We start from the raw sequence: 24,807 nt of genomic DNA, 5'->3' as shown, positions 1-24,807 counted from the left end.
TAATGAGGTCGGTAGTTCTCAGATTCGACTCATCCGAGATTGAACCCTGTCCGTCTGGAGTGCTTGGCAATGCGTGGCATGACGAACGTGTGGCGCGGGCTCGCGCTGGTTGCGGGCGTTGTTCTTTTCCTGTGTGCTTCGCCGGCTCGGGCCCAGTCGTGTCCCACGACCTGGAGCGACTCCTTCGCCTCGGGAGACATGAACAACTCCGTGCGCTCGATGGTGATCTGGAACGGACAGGTGTACGCGGCGGGGCTCTTCAGCCATGCCGGCGGCACGACCGCGAGATACGTCGCCCGCTGGGACGGGCGATCGTGGCACCCAATCGGGGACGGTTTCAACTCGTACGTGTACACGCTGTGCGTCTTCAACAACGAGTTGTACGCGGGGGGCATCTTCACGATGTCGGGGACGACCAATACTCGGTACGTCGCCAAGTGGAACGGCTCGGCGTGGGAGCCTGTTGGCGTGGGTTTCAACTCCGGTGTGAATGCGCTCGCGGTCTATAACAACGAGTTGTACGTCGCGGGTGATTTCACGGCGGCCTTCGGGAGCGCGACACCATTGAACAGGATCGCGAGGCTCAGCGGGGGAATCTGGACCTCGATCGGGAGCGGGCTGAGCGATTCGGCCTCCTCGCTTTTGGTGTTCAACAATCAGATGTACGTCGCGGGACGCTTCCTGACCGCCGATGGGGTCACCGTGAACCGCGTGGCGCGCCTGAACGGGAACTCATTTGCCGCCGTCGGCGCCGGTTTCGCCAACAACGACGTCTACTGCCTCGGAACCTACAACGGCTCGCTCTACGCGGGCGGAAACTTCACGCAGTCGGGGACGACCTCGCTCAATCGACTCTCTCGCTGGAACGGGACGGCCTGGGTGGATGTCGGAGCGGGCGTGAACAGCACTGTGTACACCCTCTATGAGCATGACGACGGGAGCGGGAACGCGCTCTTTGTGGGCGGAGCGTTCTCTGTGGCGGGCGTGGACAACTATCGATACCTCGCACGCTGGAACAACACCGAGTGGACCCAGATCGCGGACTTCAACTCCACGATTCGATCCATGATCGCGTACAACGACGGCTCGGGGACGAAACTCCTCGTGGGGGGCGACTTCAACGCTGTGGGATCGCCGGCGAATCTACCACTGCTCTACGCGAACTACATCGCGGAGTGGAATGGGGCATACGCGTCGGACCTCGGTCACGGCGTGAACGGTCGGCCGTATGCGTTCGTGAAGCACAACAATGACCTGTACGTCGCGGGCTCGTTCAGCCGGGCCGACGGGTTGCCGGTGGGGCGCATCGCGCGATTCACTGGGGCGACCTTCGAGCGTGTCGGCTCGTACGACTTCATCGCGGACATCTACGCCCTCACCTCGTTCGGCGGTCAACTCTGGGCGGGCGGCGGTTTCTACGTCAACGCGGGAACCGGATACAACCGGGTCGCGCGATTCGACGGATCAAACTGGGTCGCCGCGGGTGATGGGTTCAACAGCGATGTGTACAACTTCACAACATTCAACAACGAACTGATCGCGGCCGGGGCCTTCAGTTTCTCGGGCTCCACGCAGGTGGGTCGCGTCGCGCGGTGGAACGGGACGGCTTGGACGCAGGTCGGCGACGGGTTCAACAGTTGGGTGTACGACATGGTCGTGTACAACAACGAGTTGTACGCCTGCGGGATCTTCACCCAGAACTACAACAGCAACGCCGCCCAGCCCGCGCTGCGGATCGCCCGCTACAACGAGGCGACGCAGACGTGGATGCGGATCGCGCAGGGGCTCAACAACAACGCGAACTGCCTGGCCATCTATAACGGTCAGTTGTACGTGGCGGGCACCTTCACCACCGCGGGCCTGACCTCCGCGAATCGCATCGCGCGTTGGGACTCGACCAACGGCTGGCAGGACGTGGCCGGCGGCGCCGATGGCGAGATCTATGACCTCTTCACGCACAACGACGGGTCGGGCGACGCCCTCTATGCCGTCGGCTTTTTCAACACGATCGGCGGCATCCCCGCGGCACGAATCGCCAAGTGGAACGGCACGAGTTGGTGCCAGGTCGGAACGGGCGCCGACACCACGCTTGGCGCCCAGCCACGCGTTGGGTACTCATACCAGGGCGGCGGCGCCCGGACGCTCGTGATCGGCGGCACGTTCGCGGCGATCGACAACGCCTCCGGCGCGAACATCGCAAGGATCGTCGGATGCACGGCGGACATCGACGACGGCAGCGGCACGGGCATGCCCGACGGGGCTGTCACCATCGACGACCTGCTCTACTACGTCGTGATCTTCCAGTCGGGCACGACGGCGGCCGACGTGGACGACGGCACGAGCACAGGAACCCCCGATGGTGCCGTGACGATCGATGACCTGTTGTACTTCCTGGTCCGATTCCAGGCTGGGTGCTGAACGCGGGGCGTCAGACGTTGAAGAGGAAGTGGCAGACGTCGCCATCGCGCATGACGTAGTCCTTCCCCTCGACGCGCATTTTGCCCGCCTCGCGGATCGCCTTCTCGGTCTTGAACTTCTCGAGGTCGGCGACGGAGTAGATCTCGGCGCGGATGAAGCCACGCTCAAAGTCGGTGTGGATGACGCCCGCGGCCTGGGGCGCGGTCGCGCCCACGGGGACGGTCCACGCGCGGACCTCCTTGGGCCCGGCGGTGAAGTAACTCTGCAAGCCGAGCAGGTGGTACGCCGCGTGGGCAACGGCGGCGAGGGCGGGCTCTTTCAGCCCCAACGCCTCGAGCATCTCCTGCCGCTCGGCGGGCTCCATCTGCGAGAGTTCGCTCTCGATCTTGGCGCAGACCGGCACGACCTCGGCCCCTTCCTTGGCGGCGTGGGCGCGGACGGCCTTGCACATCTCGCTCTCGCCCAGCAGGTCGTCCTCGTCCACATTCATCACGTAGAGGATCTTTTTGGCCGTGATCAGCCCGAACTGGCGGAGTTGACGCTGCTGCTCGGGGTCGGAGACACTGACCGTGCGCGCGGGCTTGCCGGCCTGGAGGGCGGGCAGGACGGCCTTGAGCATCGCGGCCCGTGCAACGTCCTCGGGCTTGCCACCCTTCGCCGCTCGCTCGGCCTTGGAGAGTGCCTGCTCCACAGATTGCAGATCGGCGAGGATGAGTTCGGTCTGGATGATCTCGATGTCGCGGAGGGGATCGACGCTGCCCGAGACGTGGACGATGTCCTCGCCACCGGGCGCTTTGGTGAAGCAGCGAACGACCTGGAGGATGGCGTCGACCTCGCGGATGTGGCTTAGGAACTTGTTGCCCAGACCCTCGCCCTCGCTCGCGCCCTTGACGATGCCGGCGATGTCGACGAGTCGCAGCGACGCGGGGAGGATCTTCTGGGTCTGGATGTGGGACTTGATGATGTCGAGTCGTGGGTCGGGGATGGGGACAACGCCGACGTTGGGCTCGATGGTGGCGAAGGGATAGTTGGCCGCGAGCGCCCCGGCCTGGGTCAGGGCGTTGAACAGCGTGCTCTTGCCGACGTTGGGGAGACCGACGATTCCTGCTTCCATCCTGCTGGGAAACTCCGGAGAGGGTGTGTGTGGCCTGAAAAACGCCCGATTCGGCGTGGGGCGGGGATGGTAGCGCCACTCGGGAAGCATGCCGCGAGGACGAATGGGACGACATCGCGTGCGGGGGGTGCGAATCCGCAATATGCTTGTATCGTGCGGTCGTAGCTCAGTTGGATAGAGCGGCGGTTTCCTAAACCGCAGGTCGTGGGTTCGAATCCCGCCGGCCGCGTTGTTCGACTCCCCCCACTCTTCACGATGCCCGAACTCATCCACATGCCCTGGCTCCTCGCGCTCGGCCTGGTCGCGGGCATGCTTGGAGCCATGGCGGGGCTTGGCGGATCGCTCTTTGTCCTCCCCGGATTGGCTCTCATTCTGGGATACGCGACCGAAGCACACTCCGAGCAGCACCTGTACACCGCCGCCGCCATGTGCGTGAACTTTGCCGTGGCGGTCCCGGCAACGATCCGGCACGCCCGTGCCGGAGCCGTCCACGCGGATCTTCTCAAGAGCGTCCTCCCTGGGCAGATCGTCGGCATCGTCACGGGCGTGTTTGTCGGGAATCGACTCAGCGGGCTGATGATTGGGCGTTGGCTCGCGATTCTGATCGTCGTGATGGTCGTGATCGGTCTTGTACGGGATGTTCTCGTCAAACAGGCCCAGTCGCACGAGGGCGAGCACCCAGGACCTCATCCCATCGCGGTATTCATGGTTTCACTCGCCGCGGGCGTGATCGCAGGATTGCTGGGGCTTGGCGGCGGCGTGATTCTCGTTCCCGCGTTGCAGGTGCTCGCCCGTGTGGACCTCCGTCGTGCCATCGCGACGAGTTCGGCGGTTATCTGCGTCTCATCGGTGATCGGTTCCGGGACGAAACTGTGGAGCCTCACGACACCCACGCTCGCCGAGCACGGATTGACCATTGCTCACGCGTTGGGGATCGCCGGAGTCGTTGGCGCGGGAGGTGTGGTGGGCGCTTGGATTGGGGCCTCGCTCACACATCGAGTCTCGCGGAATGTGCTCAAATGGATCGTTGCGGGCATCCTGATCGTGGCGGCGGGATACATGTGGCACACCTCGACAAAGCCCGCGTCCACCACCGTCACACCGCCCATTCACGGATCAGTCCCGTCATGATCTGAAAACAGACATTGATACTGAGGCTTGAGGCATGGTTTTCGGGCTGTGAATCCAGGCAGAATGCGTCAATTGGACCAGTACCCAAACAAATAACTTCCAGAGTTCACGAGTCGGGCTTGAATCCTGCCTGAAATCGGGTATCTTGGTGGGGTAGGGAATGAGTCTTCCGCACGAGATCGAGGAGCCACAACATGGCAAGCAATCGACTGCGTCTGGCCGCTGGTTTGGCGTTCGCGTTCGTACCGTTCGCGGCAGCACAGCCCACGATCGATTGGTACACGATCGACGGCGGTGGCGGGACGAGCTCTGGAGGTCTCTTCACCCTTTCCGGGACGATCGGACAGCCCGACGCCGGCGCTCCGATGTCGGGTGGGTCATTCACGATCGTCGGGGGGTTCTGGGCGGCAGGTTCGCCGATACCCGCGTGTGTTGCGGACTTTGACGACGGCTCGGGGACGGGCACGCCCGACAGTGCCGTCACCATCGACGACTTGCTGTATTACCTCACCCTCTTCCAGAGCGGAAGCATCGCGGCCGACGTCGACGACGGCTCGGGCACAAACACCCAGGACAGTGCCGTCACGATCGACGACCTGCTGTATTTCCTCCAGCGGTTCCAGGACGGGTGCTGATCACGCTGAGCGAAAACCAATCCACCAAAGCTTACTCGCACGAGTGATCGCGACGGGTATCACGTGGCGACGCCAACTCGTCGCCAGGTTTCTCCTTGCAAGACGAACGTTCTTTGCCCGATAAGACCGGCAGGGGCAGAGGTTTCGGAGCGTAGAGCCTTGATGCGCCCTTATGTGGCGTCGATGATTCCTTTGGGCTCGCGTGTGGTGGGTCACGAGTGGTAGAGGGGTGGCCTTGTCCTTTGGGGGATTGGACTGTGAGAAACTGGTCTGTGGGGCTTGGTGCTCGTGGAGTCTCGATGGCGGGGCTGATCGGGCTGTCTTCCATGTCGGCGGCGCTTCCGCCGGGCTTTCTTGACGAGGCGCTCGATATCTCCTGGCAGCAGGCGACCGGGCTGACCTTTGACAGCACCGGCAGGGCGTATGTCTGGGAGAAGGCCGGACGGGTGTGGACGGTCGAGAACGGCGTGAAGTCTGCCCAGCCACTTGTGGACATCCACGAGGAGGTCCGCGACTTTCGCGACCATGGCCTGCTCGGGTTCACCCTCGATCCCAACTTCCAGACCAACCACTACATCTATCTCCTCTACGTCGCCGACGTGTACCACATCCTCAACTATGGCGAACCGGATTACGACGCCAACGCCTCGCTCGACACCTTCGACACCATCGCGCGCATCACGCGATACACCCTCGACCCCGCGACGAACTTCAACAGCGTGATCCCCTCCTCACGGCACATCCTTGTCGGCGAGACGATCACCACCGGCATCCCCATGGTCAACGAATCCCACGGCGTGGGCACGCTCGTCTTCGGCGAGGACGGGTCGCTCCTCGCGACCGCGGGGGACTCCGCGAGTTTCGCACTCGCCGACCACGGCGGCGACGTCCCCGGGACGTACTACACCTTCGTGACCGACGGCATCTGCAAGCCCAAGGAGGACGTCGGCGCGTATCGCGCGCAACTCGTCGATGGGCTCAATGGCAAGATCCTCCGCCTCGACCCGGCGACGGGCGATGGGCTTCCCGACAATCCCTTCTATGACGAGGCACGCCCGCGCGATCCGCGATCGCGGGTGTGGGCGATGGGCCTTCGCAATCCCTTCCGCGTCACGATCGTGCCTGAGACTGGATACAGCCACCCGGGCGCGAGTTTCCCGGGAGTTCTCGTGATCGGCGACGTCGGCTGGGAGGAATGGGAAGAGATCAATGTGTGCACCGCGCCCGGGCAGAACTTCGGCTGGCCGATCTATGAGGGCTTCGACCTCCAGCCCATGTACAACGATGGGAACTCGTTCGCGTCGAATCTCGACGCACCGAATCCGCTTGCGTCGCCGCCAACATGCGGGCCGTACTTCAACTTCCAGGCCCTGCTCGCGCCGGACTCACTGAACCCTGCCGCATGGCCCAACCCGTGCAACACGCTGCAGACTGTTCCTTCGTCGATCGCACGTCACGTCCACAAGCGTGCGGCAATCGCGTGGGATCACGCCGACGGGGCGTTTGTCCCGACGTATGGACCGTCAGGATTGCCGACGGCCTCTCGACTGGGAACACCGGGCTGCCCCGCGACCGGGAACTCCTTCGGTGGGTTTGCGGCGTGCGCGGGCGTGTGGTACCACGGTGAGAACTTCCCCGAGGACTATCACGACACGTTCTTCTTCATGGACTATGCCGCCGGCTGGATCCGCAACATCGTCTTTGACCCGACCTACAACGTGACCGCGGTGCGTGAGTTCGACGGCGCCCAGGGTCCGGTGTGCATGGCCATCCATCCGCTCGACGGGACGATCTACTACATCAGTTACAACGAAGACGGGACGGCCTCCATGCACCGGATCTCGTACGGCGGTGACGGGATGCCGATCGTGCACGCGAGCGCCTCGCCCAACTTTGGTCCGCTCCCCCTTGCGGTGCAGTTCTCGACCACGGGCACGATCGATCCCGAGGGTCAGGCGCTCACATTCCTGTGGGACTTTGGCGATGGCTCGCCCACCTCAAACAATCCACATCCCTCACACACCTACGCGGGATCGCCCGGCTCCCCCACCACCTTCACGGCAACCGTGACCGTCACGGACACCGCGTCGAATGCGGTCCAGAAGACGGTCAGAGTCTTTGGGAACAACACGCCGCCGAGCGTGAGCATCACCTCGCCCGTGGATGGCTCGCACTATCCGCTGAGCGGGTCGCTCGTGGAGATCCCGCTTAGCGCCACCGTGAGCGACGCCGAGTCGCCCGGACAGACGATGTGCACGTGGCAGGTGATCCTGCACCACAACACGCACACGCACCCGGAGACGCCGATCGTCGGCTGCACGCAGGTCGCATCGATCACGTCGCTGGGGTGCGAGGCTGACTCATTCTCGTACGAGTTCCGCCTGGTGGTCGCCGACGCCCAGGGATTGACGACGACCGTCTCAAGTTTCATGTCCGCGGCATGCTGCCCGGCGGACGTGGACGACGGGAGCGGCACGGGCACAATCGACGGCGCGATCACGATCGATGATCTGCTGTACTACCTCGGCCTCTTCCAACTCGGCGACATCGCCGCCGATCTTGACGATGGCACCGCGACCAACACCCACGACGGAGCGGTCACGATCGACGACTTGCTCTACTACCTGCAACGTTTCCAGGACGGGTGCTGATCTCGATCGATGATCGCCCGCGTGAGGCCCTGTTGGTCGGACTGTCTCGAGCGATCGCAGGGTTGCTGTGTCAGATTGTGTGGGAATGCGACGCCCGATAAGCGCGAATCGAGAGTTGTGGCTTCATGAACTCGCGTGTCGGGACGAAATTGACATACGCATGACGCCACGGTTGGTGTCTGTTCTCATGTGTTGCGGTGAAGACTCGCTACGATGCCCCAATCTGGTGGCCAAAAATGGTGGAGGCTCAGTGATGACTGTGCGCGCATGCTTCAACGGATTGGTGATCACTCTTGTGTCCTTCATCATGCTTGTGAGCATGCCGCGATCGGCGTCCGCGCTCCCGCCAAACTTTCTCGATGAGACGCTTCCGCTCTCGTTCGACCAGGCCGTGGGCATCGCGTTCCACGATTCGGGGCGTGCGTATGTGTGGGAGAAGGGTGGCAAGGTCTGGACGGTGGACGGCGGCGTGAAGTCGTCGCAGCCGCTGGTGGACATCACGGAAGAGGTCCGCAACTTCCGTGACTACGGCCTGCTCGGGTTCGCGCTCGATCCGAACTACGACACCAACCACTACATCTATCTGCTCTATGTCGTGGACTGGTACTACCTCGAGTTCCTCAACGAGCCAGAGTACAACCCCGCCGTCTCGCTCACCTCGTTCGACAGCATCGGGCGCATCACGCGATACACCGCCGACGCCGCGACGAACTACACGACCGTCGTTCCCGGCTCGCGCACGATCCTCGTTGGCGAGACGATCACGACCGGCATCCCGGTCGTGAACGAGTCGCACGGCGTGGGAACGATCCTGTTCGGCGACGACGGGTCGATGATCGTGACGACCGGTGACGCCGCGAGTTTCGTGATCCAGGATGCCGGCGGCGACGTTCCGGGCACGATCTACAACTTCATGGCCGACGGCATCTGCCAGCCCAAGGAGGACGTCGGCGCGTACCGCTCTCAACTCGTCGATTCGCTCTGCGGCAAGATCCTCCGCCTTGATCCCGCCACGGGCGACGGGCTTCCCGACAATCCGTTCTATGACGCCGCCCAGCCCCGCGCGCCCCGGTCACGCGTCTGGGCGATGGGCCTGCGCAATCCGTATCGACTCGTCCTCGTCCCGGGCACGGGACACAGCCATCCCGGAGACAACTTCCCCGGCGTCTTGATCTCGGGCGACGTTGGGTGGAACGACTGGGAGGAACTCAACGTCTGCACAGCGGCGGCCCAGAACTTCGGCTGGCCGATCTATGAGGGCTTCGATCTGCAACCCCTGTACAACAACGGGAGCACGTACGCCCCCAACATGGACGCGCCGAATCCGCTGGCCTCGCCGCCGACGTGCGATACATTCTTCAACTTCCAGGCGCTACTCGCGCCCGACACCCAGACCGCGCCCATCTGGCCGAACCCGTGCAACGTGCTCGAGGTCGTGCCCGCGTCGATTCCGCGCCACAAGCATCGGCGAGCCGCCATCATGTGGAGCCATGGCTTTGGCGCGTACGTCCCCACCTACGACGTTTCGGGCCAACCCACGGCGTCGCGCCTCGGCACGCCGGGTTGCCCGACGACCGGGAACGACTTCTTCGGCTACGCCGCCGGCGCGGGTGCCTGGTACCACGGCGAGAACTTCCCCGAGGAGTACCACGACACACTCTTCATCATGGACTATGCCGCGAACTGGATCCGCAACATCGTCTTCGATGCGAACTACAACATCACCGAGGTCCGCGAGTTCGAGAACGCGATGGGACCGGTCTCTATGGCGGTGAACCCCGTGGACGGCACGATGTACTACGTCAGTTTCAACTTCGAGGGCGTCTCGGAGTTGCACAGGATCTCGTACGGCGGCGACGGTCTCCCCGTTGTGCAGGCCTCGGCCACGCCGAACTTCGGCCCGCTCCCGCTCAACGTGCAGTTCTCGACCGCGGGGACCTTCGACCCCGAGAGCCAGCCGCTGACGTATCTGTGGGACTTTGGCGACGGCTCGCCGACCTCGACCAACCCGAACCCCTCGCACACCTACGCCGGCTCACCCGGCACACCGACGACATTCACGGCGAGCGTGACCGTGACAGACACGGCATCGAACGCCGTCACCAAGACGGTCAAGGTCTTCGGGAACAACACGCCGCCGAGCGTGACGATCACCTCACCCCTCGATGGGTCGTATTACACCATGCGTTTCCCAGACGTGACGGTGCCGATGACCGCAAACGTCTCTGACGCCGAGACCCCCGGGCAGACGACGTGCTCGTGGCAACTGATCCTGCACCACAACACGCACACCCACCCGGACCCACCGATGGTCGGCTGCTCGCAGTCCGCGACGTTCACACCGATCGGCTGCGAACCGGAGACATACTTCTATGAGTTCCGCCTCACCGTGACCGACGCGCAGGGCCTCTCGACGACGGCGGTCAGCACCATGAGCGCCTCGTGCTGCCCGGCCGATGTCGACGACGGCAGCGGCACGGGAACCCTCGACGCGGGCGTCACCATCGACGACCTGCTGTACTACCTCGGGATCTACAACATGGGCTCGATTGATGCCGACTTTGACGACGGCACTGGAACGGGCACACCCGACGGCGGCGTGACGATCGACGATTTGCTCTACTTCCTCGGAGAGTTCAACGCGGGGTGCTAGGAGTTCCAACCAAGTACTTCCCGGACTCATCTCAGGAATGCATTTCTCAGCAGCTCCCATGCAATGCATTGATGTACCACAAGAGATCATCGATAGTGACCGCACCGTCGCCATGGCATTGAAGTCCGTCGTCGGTAACGTCCGCCAGGCTCGATCCTTCACGGAAGAGTTGGATGTAATAGAGAAGGTCGTCGATGGTCACGCCGCCATCAGGCGTGCCTGTGCCGGATCCGTCATCGATGTCCGTCGCGCACGTGCCGTTGCAACAGATCACCGGAATCTCTCCAGGCTCGAGCGCCTGGATCGTCCCCACAAGCACTGGCGGCTGTGAGATGCCCATCTCGCTTGAGAGCGACACGTACACCTCGGCGTTGTCGCGCGGAATCTGTATGAAGATATCTCGTGACCACGAAGAGATCACGGCGAGACAACCCGTCCCGGCCTGATACCCGTGCTGCACGATGACATCAACACGCCCCGGCGAGGCCTGGACTTCGGCGACCCCACTCGGGGTGCAACTGTCCGGCCACTGACCAGAAGCCGTGATTCGGAGCGAGATGTTGCTCGGTCCGACGCACTGGCGTTCGATCTGGACACTCTCGGGAGGCCAGAACCACGACTGGGCGAGAACCGCACCCGATGACAGCGCGAGCGTTACCCCGAAGGCGATGTGTTGCAGCCTTGGCCGATGAACTGGTGATCGCGACATGATGGCCTCCGAATGCTGTTCCGGGTTTGCTGATCGACTCCGCCAGCGTACCAAACATCCGCCATCCCGATCAACACCATTCGCCCCGAGATTCGCGTGTATGAGCGCGGCGTCCATAGGTTTGCTCGAATCCCCGAACACGTGCCTCCCTACGATCTCCCCGAATGCCCGACCAGACGCCGCACATCCGTAACTTCTCCATCATCGCCCACATCGACCACGGCAAGAGCACCCTCGCGGACCGCCTGTTGCAGGCGACCAACGCCGTCTCCAAGCGCGAGGCGCGCGAGCAGATGCTCGACTCGATGGACATCGAGCGCGAGCGGGGCATCACCATCAAGGCCTCCGCCGTCACCGTCTTCCATCGCCACAAACCCGGCACCTCACAGGACGAACTCGAGTCGGACTTCGAGAACCCCGTCGACGACGACGCGCCGGCACCAAGCCACAAGACGAAAAAGGGCGAGTCGGCCGAGTCGCACGGCGAGGTCTACATGCTCAACTTCATCGACACGCCCGGGCACGTCGATTTCAACTATGAGGTGAGCCGGGCGCTCAAGGCGTGCGAAGGCGCGATCCTCGTCGTCGACGCGACACAGGGCGTGCAGGCGCAGACGCTGGTCAACGCGTACCTCGCCGTCAACGAGAATCTCACGATCATCCCGGTTATCAACAAGATCGATCTTCCCTCGGCCCGCGTCGTCGAGGTCGCCGAGGAGATCGAACAGACGCTCGGATTCCCCGCGGAGGACTGCCTTCTCGTTTCGGCAAAGTCGGGGATCGGCCTGCCGCAACTCCTCGCGGCGATCTGCGAGAAACTCCCCGCGCCCCGGGCCGCCGTCGTGCCGCAGTTGCGGGCGCTCATCTTCGACGCAGTCTACGACGACTATCGCGGCGTGATCGTCTACGCCCGAATCTTCGATGGCGAACTCCGGGTCGGCGACAAGATCCGCATGATGGGCATCGGGCGCACGTTCCAGGTCTCCGAGATCGGGAAGATGAACCCCAAGCCGTATCGCCTGGAGAACGGTCGCGTCGGCCCCGGAGAAACGTGCTACATCGTCGCCGCGATCCGCACGCTCAAGGACGTGCGCATCGGCGACACCATCACGCTCGAGCACAACCCGGCGACCGAGGCCCTCGCGGGATATCAGCCGCCACGCCAGATGGTCTTCTGCGATTTCTATCCCGCCACGAGCGAGGACGGCAAAGGATCGGACTTTGAGGAACTCCGCGAGGCCGTCGAAAAACTCAGCCTGAACGACTCCTCGTTCACGTTCATGCCCGTGCATTCCGAGGCGCTCGGCTTCGGCTTCCGCTGCGGGTTTCTGGGCCTGCTCCACATGGACATCATCCAGGAGCGACTCGAGCGCGAGGGCGATGTCGAGATCGTCCAGACCGCCCCCACCGTTTCGTACCACGTCCTCGTCCGCGGCACGTCCACCGTCACCGGCAGCAACGGCCAGGCCCTCACGCCCGTCGACAAGGACAGCCCGAACTACCCGAAGGAAGGCGTGCCCGAGGGGATGCAACTCCTCGAGGTCCACAACCCCGCCGACCTCCCGGACATGGGGCACATCGAGGAGATCCGCGAGCCGATCTGCAAGATCGAGATCATGGTGCCCAAGGAGTTCATCGGCGACGTGATGAAACTCTGTCTTGATCGCCGCGGCCTGTACAAGAACCAGTCGTTCATCTCGCCCACGCGCGACATGCTCACATTCGAGATCCCTCTCGCCGAGATCATCTACGACTTCTTCGACAAGATGAAGTCGATGACGAGTGGCTATGGCACGATGGACTATGAGGTGATGGAGTATCGCGCCGACCGCCTCGTGCGGCTCGACATTCTCATCAATGGCGATCCGGTCGAGGCACTGGCCGTCATTGTGCACAAAGATCGTGCCCAACAGCGAGGGCGGGCCCTCTGTGCCAAACTCCGCGAGCAGATCCCACGCCACCAGTTCGAGATCCCCGTCCAGGCGGCGATCGGCGGCAAGGTCATCGCCCGCGAGACGATCAAGAGTTTCCGAAAGAACGTCCTCGCGAAATGCTACGGCGGCGACGTGAGCCGCAAGCGCAAACTGCTCGAGAAACAGAAAGAGGGCAAGAAACGCATGAAGTCCATAGGGAGCGTGACGATCCCGCAGGAGGCGTTCATGGCGGTGCTGGATCAGGGGGATTGACGAACGCATCAACTCTGATCCACAATGAGTTCGACGAGACTCACGCTTCCGTGGTATTGATAGATCCTTGACATGGCCCTCCTCCTCTTCCTCCTCGGCCTCGCCCTCCTCCTCGTCGGCGGGCGCATCCTCGTCTCTGGTGCTGTTGATCTCGCGACACGGGCGCGCGTGCCGCCGCTGCTGGTCGGGCTCACCATCGTCGCCTGGGGCACGTCCGCTCCAGAACTCACGTTCAACCTGACCTCGAGCCTCTCGGGTAAGCCCGACCTCGTCTTCGGCAACGTCGTCGGCGCGAATATCTGCAATCTGGGCCTGGTCATCGGCATCAGCGCCATGATCGCGCCGCTGATCATCGACGCCCGTGTCATCAAGCGTGAGATTCCCATGATGCTCGCGCTCTTCGCGTGCTTCGCCGTGGTCGTCGCCCTTCACAGCCATCTCGCCGACGTCGCGGTCCCCGTGATCGTTCTCGTGCTCTTCGCGGCCTACAGCGCCTTCATCCTTTGGGCGGGACTCAAAGAGCGCGTCGAGAACGTCGAACTCGCCGTCGATGTTCACCAGATCCAGAAGGCCCTCGAAACTCGCCCCGCGTGGGTCAGCGTCCTCATGCTCCTCGCCGGCATCGGCCTGCTCACTCTTGGCGGGAGCATCGCCTCGAACGCCGCCTCCGACATCGCCGTTTCGCTCGGGATGTCCCCCCGCGTCGTCGGCGCGACGGTCGTCGCTGTGGGCACCACGATGCCCGAACTCATCACCTCGATCATCGCCGTTCGCAAGAAGCAGGTGGACCTCGCCGTCGGCAACGCCGTGGGCAGTTGCATGTTCAACATCGGCGCGATCTACGGGCTCTGCGGCGTGGTCCACCCCGCCGAGCCACCCCAAGGCTCGCTCCCCTCGACCATCTTCATGCTCATACTCGGCACGCTCCTCTGGCCCATGAGCAAGACGGCCAAGGGCGGCATCGCACGCCTCGAGGGCGCATTCCTCGTGGCGCTCTATATCGGGACGATCGTGTGGGAGTTGGCGAGGTCGGGAACAGCCCTTGCCGCTTCATCATGAGTTCTACACTAGCGAACGATTACTCAGACGATCCATTACGCATTACTCCACAATTGGCCACGGATGCGGTGATAGCACCGCAACTGATTCGCGTATCTGATTCGCAACTTGATTCCATCCCTCACGTGAGTTGTGAAGCGACTGGAATGTCAACGGCGTCCCGACACGAACGGTAATCCGCACAGGCCGGGGCATTCGTACACCAGGTGCAAGGGCCTGAAATGCACCGTCGATGTGGCAGGGATACACCGGTATCGAGCTTTCCGAAACGAGCATGCCCACTCCCGGCTTGAACCGCAGCGGCAGGCCATCTCTCGAACGTGCTCCCTCCGGAAAGATGATCAATCCCGTGTGTCCCGATTCGAGACGCTCGCGCAGCCCTTGCAGGGTGTGCGAGGTGACCTTCTTTCTCCAGAGAGGAAGAGCGTTGAAGAGGATCGTCGTTGCCGCTGCGACTCCAACGCTCTCAAAAAACGCGTCGCCAGCGGCCACGCAATAGGCAGAGTCTCTCGCCTCGCGTGAGAGAGTCGCGGCGAGTATCAGCGCATCAAGATGGCTTGTATGGTTCGCAACAAGCACAAAGGGCGGCCGTGTCGGAAGCCGATCCGCGCCGATGACCGTGAGCCGGTTGTATGTCCGCAGCGCCGCTCCAACAACGATCCCAGCCGTCTCGTGCGCGAGACTCGACACGAGTCCCTTCTCTCGCATGGGGCTCCTGATTCTTGCCCAAAGCGAGAGCGAATGATCTCGCGCACTTGCATAGTCCCATCGCTTCAATCGATGACTCCGAGGAATCGTGGTGATGCGATGAACTCGAGCGCGTCGTAGTAACTCAGATAGTGGAACGCGGCGGGAGCGACGAGCAAGATCGAGTTGAATCGGTCAAGAATCCCACCATGCCCTGGTAGCGTTGCGGCCATGTCCTTGATTCCAAGATCTCTCTTGATCGATCCGAGCACAAGGTCACCGAGTTGTGCTCCCGCCGCGACCACCAGTCCAAAGCCTAGCAGATGCCACAAGCTCATGTCCGAATCGGTACCGACAATAAGCCGAAGCCCCCAGGCCGATAATGGCGCGACAATCACGAGCGAGCCGAGATGGCCCGCAAGTGTCTTGTTGGGACTCGTGTTTGGGAACACATGACGCGAACCAAAGGCCTTGCCCGCGCAATAGGCAACAATGTCGGATGCCTGCGTGCTCATCACGATCAGAATGAGCAGGGGCCGAAACTGAGTCGCATTTGCCAGGTACGAAAGATGGCCTAATCCAACACCAAAGAGAAGAAATCCAACCGTGGCAAGCGATACGCGTTGGATATAACCGCTCGGTCGATCGTTGAGCACCGCCGACGCGGCAAGAATGGTCACGGTTACAGAGGGCAGCGCCACAAAGAGACCGTACCAGTTGTCGAGGCTGGCAAGGCATATCGCTACGATCCCCAGGGCGACTATCGCACTCATCAGCCGCTCTCGGAACACTCCTGTTGCCCGTGCATACTCGCGATAGCACAGCAACGACATGATGAGCACCGCACTCATCGCCGAGGCCGGGCAGAGGATCAATGGCACGAGCATGGCCGGTGCGAGCACCAGCCATGTCCAGTAACGAACCCAGACATCATCCGATGTCTTCTTGCTCATCACACCCATGCGCGAGAGCACAACGGTGATGCCCGGGGTGATAAGCAGCGCGACGGCTACGGTGACGACGGAGAACCGGGTCAGCGGATGCGCAAGGTACCCATTGGTGCTCAACAACTCCTGCATCGCTTAGGACCCCTGTGATCGCAGTCTGTGGAGCAAGTGTACCAATCGTCGAAGCGTCGTCGCGGTCGATCCTAGAGCCACAACACCAATCGCCGCGCCCATACCACCAACACTGTCCCAGAACATTCGCGCTGTACTCAATGAAGGGATGATCGCAAGAGCGAGGCAGGCGAGTATCACAACGCCCATACGATGCGGCTTCGCCATGGGCCCACGATAATCGCTAGGAAGTCCGAGCGACTTGCCCAGCGCACGGACATAGGCGGTCATGAGTGCGGCGATCGCCGCCAGATACCCCAATGCAGGCTCAGACGTGTGGGCGTATCCCGCACCGACGAGCACGGCGATGTCCGCCAGTCGATCCGGCACCTCATTGAATACCTCTCCCGTTGGCGAAAGCCGATTGTGTTCAACCGCCACCATGCCGTCGAGCATATTCGCCAGGAGACGTAGGCCGATGCACCCCGCCGCGCCAATGAACAGGAGCGGTCGATACGACTCGTACGAGCCGGTCCATGCAAGACACGATCCCGCCACCACCGCCGCGATGAGACCGAAGATCGATATCGTGTTGGGTGAAACGCCGAGGCGTGCGAGCCACGACGCGATCGCTCGTGACACTTTGAAACGTCGCGCCGAAATCGGCCGACGATCAAACCGCTCAGTCTGTCCTGGTCCTCGCATCGGCTAGACTCCATATCCGCGCCAAAGAGTATCCGACATAGACCCACGCTCTGCAACCGCAATCACGGGTTCAACCAGAGCATCGCATATACAACTACCCAGAACACAATGATCGTGGCATTCACCCAGGCCGTTGATCCAACTGACTTGAGGCGTACAAGAATGCCGAATGCGGCAAACATCGTCCACGTCACGACCAGTCGTTCTGCCCTCGCTGGAATCGTCATCATGCCGAAAGACCACCAACTCGAATGCCGAGGCGCGACAACCGCGTACGTTTTGTATGGCGTTCGACTGAGTGGCCCGAGGCATGGCGCCCAGATCCCCACACGCTCATAATCGGCCTCAGCACGAGCAATAACCTTCTCCGTCACAAACGGGACCTGGTCAACAGTGTGCACGGCTCCTTCTGGGTCTCGCGATGCCCACGCGAACATGATCTGCCCCGCGAGCAACGCCCCGAGAACGATCGAAGCAAGATGAACGAGAGACTTTCGTGGTCGTTGTACCGCAGAAAACGACAACAGTACATCCGGAATGATGAAGAACAGAGTGCCCTCAGCGAGTCCCCACGCGAATGCTGCGATGGCCCATCGGCTGTCGCCCCGCGTCCAAGGGACGTGTATATGTTTCATGTCCTTCGATCCATTCCTTTCGTACTGTGCAGTTGGCTGTGGGCATCACCGGTCCACGTGCTTTGCCAGTTCACGTTCGGCGACTTCATACATGGATTGAACCGACGCAAACTCGGCGTCGTCACCCACAGGCCATCCACGATCCTCATCGAACAGCGACACCGTACACCATCTCAATGCGGCTGCGCCCTTGTATGTACCCTTCGGGACCCGAGCCTCGCACATCAACTCCACGGCACACCGCGCCCGGATCGTGCCATCGCTCCACCGCACCGCCTCGATGCGATAGACGCCCTCCCCGTCGCTCGTTTCGTAGTACCGAGTCTCCAGAACTGTGCCCACCCGAAGTTGACACGATGCGGGATTGCCGCGAGCAGGACCTCGTCCCTTGCGTTCCTTCTTGGCGGGTCGTTTGGGCATCGGATGCTACTTCGCCCTGACCGCCAGCCGCGTGTACTCCCGCACATTGCCGATCTTCTCCATCTCCAGCGTTGCCTTCGCGAGCGCATCGCACGCCGCCTTGCCGATCACGCCGTCGCCAAGCGCGTGGAACTTCACGCCGATCTCCTCGGCCGTCATCGGGTCGCGCGGGTCGCCCTTGGGGACGTCCACGCGCTTCGTGAACGACTTGCCGTCGGTCGTCGTGATCGTCACCTGGCTCGGTTGGAACTTCGGGAAGAGCGCCTCGAACTCGTCGTTCGCCACGACCTTCACCTTGTCCATCACGGGGATCAGGCTCTTGTCGAGCACGCGCTCCTCCTTGAACTGCAGCGGCGTGACCATGCCATCCACGAGACCAACCGCCATGCAATACGGGAGCGAGTGATCCGCCGTCTCCTTGCTGTCGGGGCGATACTTGTGCGGGTCGCCCAGGATGTCCGCCGCCCGCGCGATGACCTCGACCTTGATCTCCTGCACGTCGGAGGCCTTGATCGCGTTCTCCTTCACGCACTTCATCATCGCCGTCAGCGGCGCGTGGCTGAGCGCCTCGATGGGGAACGACTTCATGCCGCAGTCGATGATGCGATAGTGGCACTTCGGGCAGTGCGGCAATGACTCCAGCAGCATCTCGGTGTTGAACTTCGCCGGGGCGCCCTTGTACTGCACGTGCCCGAACACGGCATACAGCCCCTCCTTGCCATCGAAGATGTGCTCGGGCCCGCTGTAGCCGCGCTTCGCGAGCATCGCACTCTCGACACCCATGCGGGCCGCCCACGGATCGACCGTGTTCTTCATGTTCGTGAGTTTGCCCGCGGTCACCGCACCGGGGGTGAACGTGCGACTCGCACAAATCCCGATCGCTTGCACCATCTGGTCCACGCCGAGATTCAGCACACGCCCCGCTGCGATCGGCGCGGCAAACGCCGTCAGCGTCGCGTGGTGCCAGCCATACTCACGCACGCCGGGCACGCCGAACTCGCAGAGACGCTGCTCGACCTCATACGCGATCACCGTCGCGAGGATGAGGTCCTTCCCCGAGAGGCCCAGCATCTCACAAAGCGCGAGTGGCGCGGCGATGATGTCGCTGGGATGGCACGGGTCGGCCTTCCAGTAGATGTCGTTGTAGTCCATCGCGCGGATCATGTGGGCGTTGAGGAACGCCGCGTCCACGGGATTCGTCTTGAAGCCGGTCACGAAACTGGTGCACGGCCCATTCGACGCCGGTGCCATCTCCTTGTGATGCGCGAGGAGGATGTGGGCGTCCTCCTGCTGGCTGCCGCCGAGGGCGCAGCCGATGGAATCGAACCAGAAGAGTTTGGCCTTCTCGATCGCCGCGGGCGAGAGATCCTCATACCGCAACTTCGTTGCCCACTCGGCGAGGTGGTGCGAGATGTACTTCTTGTTGGGGTCAACGGGCGCTTTGCCGGCCATGCGGGACTCTCCTCGTGTTCGATGGGGCACGAAATGCAGGCGACTCGCGCGTTCCACGCGAGCCGCGAGGCCAATGGTATTCCAACGCGATTCGAACCCGTCAGCACGCGGTAGCTCGCCCTACCCACTCTCGCGGAGCAGGCGGCCCGCCTGCTTCTCCATCTTCTACACAGGCGACACATTCCCGGACCTGCCCCACCGCGCCCTACGGCCTCGCGCGAATCCGCCCAGGCCAGGCACCCACTCTGGGCCGACTATGGCCACTCGCCGATGCTCCAATGGCGGCATCACTCTCCAGCGTGGTGCACCCAGGTAGCACCGCTCTCCAGAGCGGTGTCCTCGTAAACCGCACGCCCGAGAGGACCCCACCATGGACCTGACCGACCCCGCCTCACTCTTCACCGGCCTCTTCCTGGGCCTCGTGGGCACGGTGCTGCTCATGTACGCCAAGAAGCAGCGTCGATGTGGCCCGCCCTCGCCGGGATCGCCATCTGTGCCGACACCTACCTCGTGAGTTCAATCGCGATGGAGTGGGTCGTGGCCGCGGCGATTCTGGGCGGGTTGTATGCGGTGACACGGCAGGGGTGAGCAGCACTTTCTTGAGTTTCGGTGTTGCGCATACTGTGATGTGTCCTTGAGCATGACGTGACGGGCACATCACTCAAACCAAGGAGGTGCACCATGTGCAACAGCAACGATTGGAATTGCTTTTGATGACATCCCGTTCGAGGTCACACGAAAGCGACGAAAGGGCTTCCCGTCCGAGACAAAGGTCAAACGTGGTTCGCGAGGTGTGCACACAAATCTCGGCCAAGGCATGACCAGCTTCAAGGACTTTGAGGAGAAACTCGGGCGAGAAGATCTCTGCCCGTGCGGATCCGGGAAGCGGTTTTAAGAAGTGCTGCCTGGCCACAGGCTGGTTTTGATGGCGTAAACCGCGACGAGTACTTCAGAGAATGAGAGAACGCCATATCCAAAAATGCCCCGGGCGATGATGCCCGGGGCGGTGTGTTTTGTCAAGACACAACTGAAGCTTCTGGTCAATAGGTCTTGTGATAGTCAACCTTGCACTTGCCACACCAAACAGCATTGTGAACGACTACAGCCGTTTCCGTTCCACGAAAGAACAGAGACTCCCAGTCCTTTTTCCCATACCCCGCAAAGTAGTTCGAAGTGCTCTCGTGATCCTTGCAGACCGCTCGCCCGCAGAACTTGCAGATAGCACGCGCTTCCGACTCGCATTGATGGCATTTCATGCGTGCTCTCGAAGTCTCAATCAACGAGAACTCACCCCATGTGCTTGATCACCGCATCCCCAAACTCGCTGCACTTCACCTTCTTCACGCTCGTGTCGCCCTCGGCCTTCATCAATCGTTCAAAGTCATACGTCACCGTCTTCGCGCTGATGGCGCCGTCCATGCCCTTGATGATGAGGTCGGCGGCTTTGGACCACGGCGAGCTCGCGTCGCCCGCGCCCAGATACCGGAGCATCATCTCGCCGGAGAGGATGACCGAGCCGGGGTTGACCTGGTCGAGGTTGGCGTACTTGGGGGCGGTGCCGTGCGTGGCCTCGAAGATCGCGTGGCCGGAGACGTAGTTGATGTTGGCGCCCGGGGCGATGCCGATGCCGCCGATCTGGGCGGCCAGCGCGTCGGAGAGGTAATCGCCGTTGAGGTTGAGCGTAGCGATGACGTCGAAATCCTTGGGGCGGGTGAGGACCTGCTGGAGCGTGATGTCCGCGATGGAGTCCTTGATCATGAGCTTGGACTTCCATTTGCCTTGGCCGTGGGTCGGCCAGATGGCGCTGAGGACGCCTTCGACTTCCTTGACGAGCTTGGCCTTCTGATCGGGGGTCATCATGTCGTAGCCGGGATCGATCATCTTGGCGTTCTGCTCGGCTGTGCAGTCGGCGTTGGCTTCCTTGTTGCCGAGGATCCAGGATTCGCGCTCGGTGACGCACTGCTCGCGGAAGGCCTGGACGGCAACTTCGTAGCCCCAGTCTTTGAACGCGCCTTCGGTGAACTTCATGATGTTGCCCTTGTGGACGAGCGTGACGGACTTACGCTTTCCCTTCAGGGCGTACTCGATGGCGGCCCAGACGAGGCGCTGCGAGCCGTACTTGCTCACGGGCTTGATGCCGATGCCGACGAGGACAGGGAGCGGGAGGTTCTTGACGTTGTCCATGCCCCCCATGGCCGCGGCGAAGTAGTCGAGGGCCTTTTCGCGCGTGCCGAATCGGATCTTGTTGAACTCCTTGGGCATCTTCTCGGCGAGGGCGTCGAGGATGACCTTGGCCTCGGGGCTGCCGGCGGCGAAGTCGATGCCGGCATAGATGTCTTCGGTGTTCTCGCGGAAGATGACCATCTCGCAATCCTGCGGGCGCTTCACGGGGCTGGGGACGCCCTTGAACCAGCGCACGGGGCGGAGGCAGACGTAGAGATCGAGGAGCTGGCGGAGGGCGACGTTGAGCGAGCGGATGCCGCCGCCAACGGGCGTGGTGAGCGGGCCCTTGATGCCGACGAGGTACTTCTTGAAGTCCTCGATGGTCTGATCGGGGAGCCAGTTGCCGGTTTTGTTGAAGGCCTTTTCACCGGCGAGGACTTCGTGCCAGTGGATCCTGCATTTGCCCTCGGAGGCCCGGGCCACCGCGGCGTCGATGACGCGGACGCTCGCGCGCCAGATGTCGGGCCCGGTGCCGTCGCCCTCGATGAAGGGGATGATGGGGTCGTTGGGGACGCTGAGTGTGCCGGCCTTCATCGTGATCGCGGACGCCATGGGAGGAACCTCCAGAAAGTGGTCGATTGGGTACGGTTTTCGGGGCGAGATCGGGGATCAGGCCGCCGTGAGCGAGAGGGTAGGAGCAGCATCGCCCGGACGCCCTTGGTCATCGAGCGGGAGCGTCGTGCCGGGCTACCTCGCGCCTGGCTTCGTGCCGCCATCGGTTCGCATCCACTCCGGATTCTTCACGGGCAGCACAAGATTGAGCAGCATGAGCATGCCGAAGACCAGCACGAGCGCCGGCAGCTCGATCTTCGCGTCCAGCGAGCCGCTCTGACGCAGGAACGAGCCGATCGCTGCCGCAAGCAGAAAAGGGCCGACAGTCAGCGTCATGCGATCGATCCCGCCGAGCGCCACGACGAGCAAGCCCGAGACCGTGAGTCCGCCGACCCAGATCCAGTTGACCTCAGGCATAAGCCCAAGCCCGCTCAGCAACCACCCGAGCCCGACGAGAACGATGAGCGAGGCGACGACAATGAGTACCTTGGGGGGCTTTGTATGCATGCACTAACTTTAGTCCGCCTTGCCACGTGCCGTCTGGTACGCCCGCCAGCGATCGCTCTTGTCCAGCACGTCGTGGAACTCGTCGAGAAACTCCTCCTGGCCGGGCCTGGCGTTTGGCCAGCACAGGTCGAAGAACTGTTGGGCAAGGTCATCGCGCCCGCGATAGAGCAGTTCGAGCATCCCACCCCACAACCGCGGCTCGAGCGCGGCCCCCTCGGGCGACATGCTCGCATTGAGTTGGCCCGCTTCTTTCTCGTACGCCGGCCAGTCGACAGGGCGCGCGAGCATCACGTCGAGCGCGACCACGAGCCGTCCGTGATCGAGCCGCGAATAGACCGAAGGCTTCGGCGACGAGACATACGGCGCGTTCCAGTAGCAGAACGACTGATCCGGAATGTCGAGCAGGTATCGCGCCGGCCCGCCACTCGTCGGCACGCCCGTCACGTCGCTTTCCTTGACGATCCCCATCCCATTCTGCGCGTCGATCTCCTCGATGAGTCGAGGCGATGCACCAAGTTCAAAGATCGCCACCGTCCAGCAGCAGTGCGCCCCGCCCGACCATGACGCAACGACGAGTTCCTCCGTCCCGTCGGCATCGAGATCGATCGGGTTACCGATGAAACTCTCCGTGCCGCTCGTCCACATGGGCAGGCCCAGCGACCCCACGCGCGAAGTTTTCTCGTACACACGCTCGCTATCGATCGTCACGATCGCGAGGTCCTCCATCTCCGTTGGTTCATATCGCAACCCAACCCGCTCGAGCCAGTTGACCCACAGCGGCGTGAGAATTTCGGCGCGCAACAAGCCCGAGCCTCCACGACCCACACCGCCCCCACCACCGAACTCTCGCCGCTCTTTCAGAATTCGCTCCGGCAGCACAAACGCGAGGATCGGCTGATGCCATCGCGCGAACACACTCAGCACCAACGGCACACCCAGCACCATCGCGACACCCGCCGCGCCCCATCGCCGTCGTGATCGCCGCAAGGCCCGCTCGCTCGCCGCGACGTGCCCGCACTCTGGACACGAGAGTGCCGTCAGCCCCGCCAGGTCATACCAGCACCTCGGGCACCGCCGCCGGGGGGTGCCCTTGCTGGCCTCACGCCGACCGATCCACCAGTCACGCCCGATCGCCCGCCAGAGCAACCATCCCCCGCCCAACGCGAGCGCGACGCCGCCACCAAACATCCACCACGAGGTGAACACGCGCCCGATCCACGTCAGATCCGTTGACATGGTGGATCATTGCCGGCCTGATTGAGCGCCGTCTCGTAAACAAGGGGCTCGCTGGCATGTTGTTACCGAGCGATGATGTCGATGAGCGCCATGTACGCGTTGCTGAACGGCTCCTCACGGAAGAACGTGATCGGCCTCCCCGGCGTGCCGATGAAGGGACGCATCATCCATCCCATCTGGATCCCGACAAAGACATACAGCACGCCCCACACCCACAGCATGATCGCCTGCCGGGGCGCCTCACGGACGAGGACACGCATCCGCCGGCGGAGCACGAGTTGGGCGATGAACGTCGCGAGCGCGAACATCACGCCATTCATCAGGATCGCCCCGCGATGGTCAAGCCCCGACGAATACAGGAATCGAGTCACAGGCCCAAGGCTCACCAGCGCGATCGTGAAGGACGCTTGCGACGCGAGGATCGCGCCGAGCGACCGCCCCAGTTGGTGGCGAAGCCCAAGAATCGTGCTCAACACGATGAATCCCGGCAGACACAGCAGCGTCGACACCGCCACCATCAGCGGCACCTTGATCGCGCCATAGACCACCTGCAGGAGACGCTGCGAGTCCGAGAGATCCCACGATCCCATCACGCCGCCGTACAAGGCACCGCACACGAGCGCCACCACGACGAGACCTCGGGCCGACAAGTGCGCAACGTGCGCACGCGACGACGCAACACCGCCGAGCACCAGCAGTTCCGCGTCCATCCATGCGGCAACTCGTGTGAACCGTGACATGATCGCGAGAGGTGGCATCGCTTTGCAGGAGCAGCC

General features: G+C 62.6%; 19 protein-coding genes, 1 tRNA gene and 1 pseudogene. 10 read left to right on the top strand and 11 right to left on the bottom strand.

The features are described 5' to 3' along the window. Positions 1-78: 78 nt before the first annotated feature. Positions 79-2,418, top strand: coding sequence for a hypothetical protein (locus IPK69_10810; GenBank protein ID QQS08471.1), 2,340 nt, complete (start codon positions 79-81; stop codon positions 2,416-2,418). 10 nt (positions 2,419-2,428) lie between these two features. Here the strand turns inward: IPK69_10810 and ychF are convergent, their stop codons facing one another. Further along, entirely contained in the window at positions 2,429-3,532 is a 1,104-nt protein-coding gene (gene ychF, locus IPK69_10805; GenBank protein ID QQS08470.1) for a redox-regulated ATPase YchF, read from the bottom strand. Between the two features lie 155 nt (positions 3,533-3,687). Between ychF and IPK69_10800 the strand changes: the two genes are divergently transcribed. From IPK69_10800 to IPK69_10780, 5 genes are all read left to right on the top strand, one after another. Then, positions 3,688-3,761 (top strand) — tRNA-Arg (locus IPK69_10800). Between the two features lie 26 nt (positions 3,762-3,787). Continuing rightward, a complete protein-coding gene (locus tag IPK69_10795) occupies positions 3,788-4,663 on the top strand; it encodes a sulfite exporter TauE/SafE family protein (GenBank protein ID QQS08469.1) in 876 nt (291 codons plus the stop codon). Between the two features lie 194 nt (positions 4,664-4,857). Continuing rightward, positions 4,858-5,298, top strand: coding sequence for a hypothetical protein (locus IPK69_10790; protein ID QQS08468.1), 441 nt, complete (start codon positions 4,858-4,860; stop codon positions 5,296-5,298). Between the two features lie 299 nt (positions 5,299-5,597). After that, on the top strand, positions 5,598-7,949 hold the full coding sequence (locus IPK69_10785) for a PQQ-dependent sugar dehydrogenase (protein ID QQS08467.1): 2,352 nt from the start codon (positions 5,598-5,600) through the stop codon (positions 7,947-7,949). A 253-nt stretch (positions 7,950-8,202) separates the two neighbouring features. Continuing rightward, positions 8,203-10,602: a PQQ-dependent sugar dehydrogenase gene (locus IPK69_10780; GenBank protein QQS08466.1), complete on the top strand. Its 2,400-nt coding sequence runs from the start codon at positions 8,203-8,205 to the stop codon at positions 10,600-10,602. 46 nt (positions 10,603-10,648) lie between these two features. Here IPK69_10780 and IPK69_10775 read toward each other — a convergent pair whose 3' ends face one another. Further along, positions 10,649-11,311 (bottom strand): hypothetical protein, encoded by a 663-nt coding sequence (locus IPK69_10775; GenBank protein QQS08465.1) that lies wholly within the window; start codon positions 11,309-11,311, stop codon positions 10,649-10,651. Positions 11,312-11,604: 293 nt separating this feature from the next. Here IPK69_10775 and IPK69_10770 point away from each other — a divergent pair, with 293 nt between their 5' ends. Continuing rightward, the gene (locus IPK69_10770) at positions 11,605-13,497 is read left to right on the top strand and encodes an elongation factor 4 (GenBank protein QQS10470.1); all 1,893 of its coding nucleotides are present in this window, start codon (positions 11,605-11,607) and stop codon (positions 13,495-13,497) included. Positions 13,498-13,569: 72 nt separating this feature from the next. Further along, positions 13,570-14,556 carry a calcium/sodium antiporter gene (locus IPK69_10765; protein ID QQS08464.1) on the top strand — a complete coding sequence of 329 codons (987 nt, stop codon included), beginning with the start codon at positions 13,570-13,572 and terminating at the stop codon, positions 14,554-14,556. A 42-nt stretch (positions 14,557-14,598) separates the two neighbouring features. On the opposite strand, the gene IPK69_10760 is transcribed toward IPK69_10765, so the two are convergent. The 5 genes from IPK69_10760 to IPK69_10740 all read right to left on the bottom strand — a co-directional run bounded on the left by IPK69_10760 (position 14,599) and on the right by IPK69_10740 (position 19,513). Then, positions 14,599-15,264, bottom strand: coding sequence for a 1-acyl-sn-glycerol-3-phosphate acyltransferase (locus IPK69_10760; GenBank protein QQS08463.1), 666 nt, complete (start codon positions 15,262-15,264; stop codon positions 14,599-14,601). A 65-nt stretch (positions 15,265-15,329) separates the two neighbouring features. After that, positions 15,330-16,322, bottom strand: a complete 993-nt coding sequence (locus IPK69_10755) for a phosphatidate cytidylyltransferase (protein ID QQS08462.1) — start codon at positions 16,320-16,322, stop codon at positions 15,330-15,332. 3 nt (positions 16,323-16,325) lie between these two features. Beyond that, positions 16,326-16,943, bottom strand: a complete 618-nt coding sequence (locus IPK69_10750; GenBank protein ID QQS08461.1) for a CDP-alcohol phosphatidyltransferase family protein — start codon at positions 16,941-16,943, stop codon at positions 16,326-16,328. Between the two features lie 743 nt (positions 16,944-17,686). Further along, positions 17,687-18,061, bottom strand: coding sequence for a hypothetical protein (locus IPK69_10745; protein QQS08460.1), 375 nt, complete (start codon positions 18,059-18,061; stop codon positions 17,687-17,689). Between the two features lie 6 nt (positions 18,062-18,067). Continuing rightward, positions 18,068-19,513, bottom strand: coding sequence for an MmgE/PrpD family protein (locus tag IPK69_10740; GenBank protein ID QQS08459.1), 1,446 nt, complete (start codon positions 19,511-19,513; stop codon positions 18,068-18,070). A 370-nt stretch (positions 19,514-19,883) separates the two neighbouring features. Between IPK69_10740 and IPK69_10735 the strand changes: the two genes are divergently transcribed. Then, a complete protein-coding gene (locus tag IPK69_10735) occupies positions 19,884-20,027 on the top strand; it encodes a hypothetical protein (GenBank protein ID QQS08458.1) in 144 nt (47 codons plus the stop codon). A 189-nt stretch (positions 20,028-20,216) separates the two neighbouring features. After that, positions 20,217-20,439 (top strand): annotated as a pseudogene (locus tag IPK69_10730) (SEC-C domain-containing protein). Positions 20,440-20,800: 361 nt separating this feature from the next. On the opposite strand, the gene IPK69_10725 reads toward IPK69_10730, so the two are convergent. From IPK69_10725 to IPK69_10710, 4 genes are all read right to left on the bottom strand, one after another. Then, the gene (locus tag IPK69_10725; GenBank protein ID QQS08457.1) at positions 20,801-22,288 is read right to left on the bottom strand and encodes an NADP-dependent isocitrate dehydrogenase; all 1,488 of its coding nucleotides are present in this window, start codon (positions 22,286-22,288) and stop codon (positions 20,801-20,803) included. A gap of 135 nt (positions 22,289-22,423) precedes the next feature. Beyond that, the gene (locus IPK69_10720; protein QQS08456.1) at positions 22,424-22,795 is read right to left on the bottom strand and encodes a hypothetical protein; all 372 of its coding nucleotides are present in this window, start codon (positions 22,793-22,795) and stop codon (positions 22,424-22,426) included. Between the two features lie 9 nt (positions 22,796-22,804). Next, positions 22,805-24,031, bottom strand: coding sequence for a hypothetical protein (locus IPK69_10715; GenBank protein ID QQS08455.1), 1,227 nt, complete (start codon positions 24,029-24,031; stop codon positions 22,805-22,807). 62 nt (positions 24,032-24,093) lie between these two features. Beyond that, positions 24,094-24,771, bottom strand: coding sequence for a hypothetical protein (locus IPK69_10710; GenBank protein QQS08454.1), 678 nt, complete (start codon positions 24,769-24,771; stop codon positions 24,094-24,096). Positions 24,772-24,807: the final 36 nt, after the last annotated feature.

It is taken from the genome of Phycisphaerales bacterium, from assembly GCA_016699835.1.
In the GTDB taxonomy this organism is placed as follows: domain Bacteria; phylum Planctomycetota; class Phycisphaerae; order Phycisphaerales; family UBA1924.
This window is presented reverse-complemented; position numbering and strand designations above follow the sequence as displayed.

Coding starts and splice junctions, on each gene's coding strand:
- IPK69_10810 (QQS08471.1), top strand. CDS start 79: ATGACGAACGTGTGGCGCGGGCTCGCGCTGGTTGCGGGCGTTGTTCTT.
- ychF (QQS08470.1), bottom strand. CDS start 3,532: ATGGAAGCAGGAATCGTCGGTCTCCCCAACGTCGGCAAGAGCACGCTG.
- IPK69_10795 (QQS08469.1), top strand. CDS start 3,788: ATGCCCGAACTCATCCACATGCCCTGGCTCCTCGCGCTCGGCCTGGTC.
- IPK69_10790 (QQS08468.1), top strand. CDS start 4,858: ATGGCAAGCAATCGACTGCGTCTGGCCGCTGGTTTGGCGTTCGCGTTC.
- IPK69_10785 (QQS08467.1), top strand. CDS start 5,598: ATGGCGGGGCTGATCGGGCTGTCTTCCATGTCGGCGGCGCTTCCGCCG.
- IPK69_10780 (QQS08466.1), top strand. CDS start 8,203: ATGACTGTGCGCGCATGCTTCAACGGATTGGTGATCACTCTTGTGTCC.
- IPK69_10775 (QQS08465.1), bottom strand. CDS start 11,311: ATGTCGCGATCACCAGTTCATCGGCCAAGGCTGCAACACATCGCCTTC.
- IPK69_10770 (QQS10470.1), top strand. CDS start 11,605: ATGCTCGACTCGATGGACATCGAGCGCGAGCGGGGCATCACCATCAAG.
- IPK69_10765 (QQS08464.1), top strand. CDS start 13,570: ATGGCCCTCCTCCTCTTCCTCCTCGGCCTCGCCCTCCTCCTCGTCGGC.
- IPK69_10760 (QQS08463.1), bottom strand. CDS start 15,264: ATGCGAGAGAAGGGACTCGTGTCGAGTCTCGCGCACGAGACGGCTGGG.
- IPK69_10755 (QQS08462.1), bottom strand. CDS start 16,322: ATGCAGGAGTTGTTGAGCACCAATGGGTACCTTGCGCATCCGCTGACC.
- IPK69_10745 (QQS08460.1), bottom strand. CDS start 18,061: ATGCCCAAACGACCCGCCAAGAAGGAACGCAAGGGACGAGGTCCTGCT.
- IPK69_10740 (QQS08459.1), bottom strand. CDS start 19,513: ATGGCCGGCAAAGCGCCCGTTGACCCCAACAAGAAGTACATCTCGCAC.
- IPK69_10735 (QQS08458.1), top strand. CDS start 19,884: ATGGACCTGACCGACCCCGCCTCACTCTTCACCGGCCTCTTCCTGGGC.
- IPK69_10725 (QQS08457.1), bottom strand. CDS start 22,288: ATGGCGTCCGCGATCACGATGAAGGCCGGCACACTCAGCGTCCCCAAC.
- IPK69_10720 (QQS08456.1), bottom strand. CDS start 22,795: ATGCATACAAAGCCCCCCAAGGTACTCATTGTCGTCGCCTCGCTCATC.
- IPK69_10715 (QQS08455.1), bottom strand. CDS start 24,031: ATGTCAACGGATCTGACGTGGATCGGGCGCGTGTTCACCTCGTGGTGG.
- IPK69_10710 (QQS08454.1), bottom strand. CDS start 24,771: ATGTCACGGTTCACACGAGTTGCCGCATGGATGGACGCGGAACTGCTG.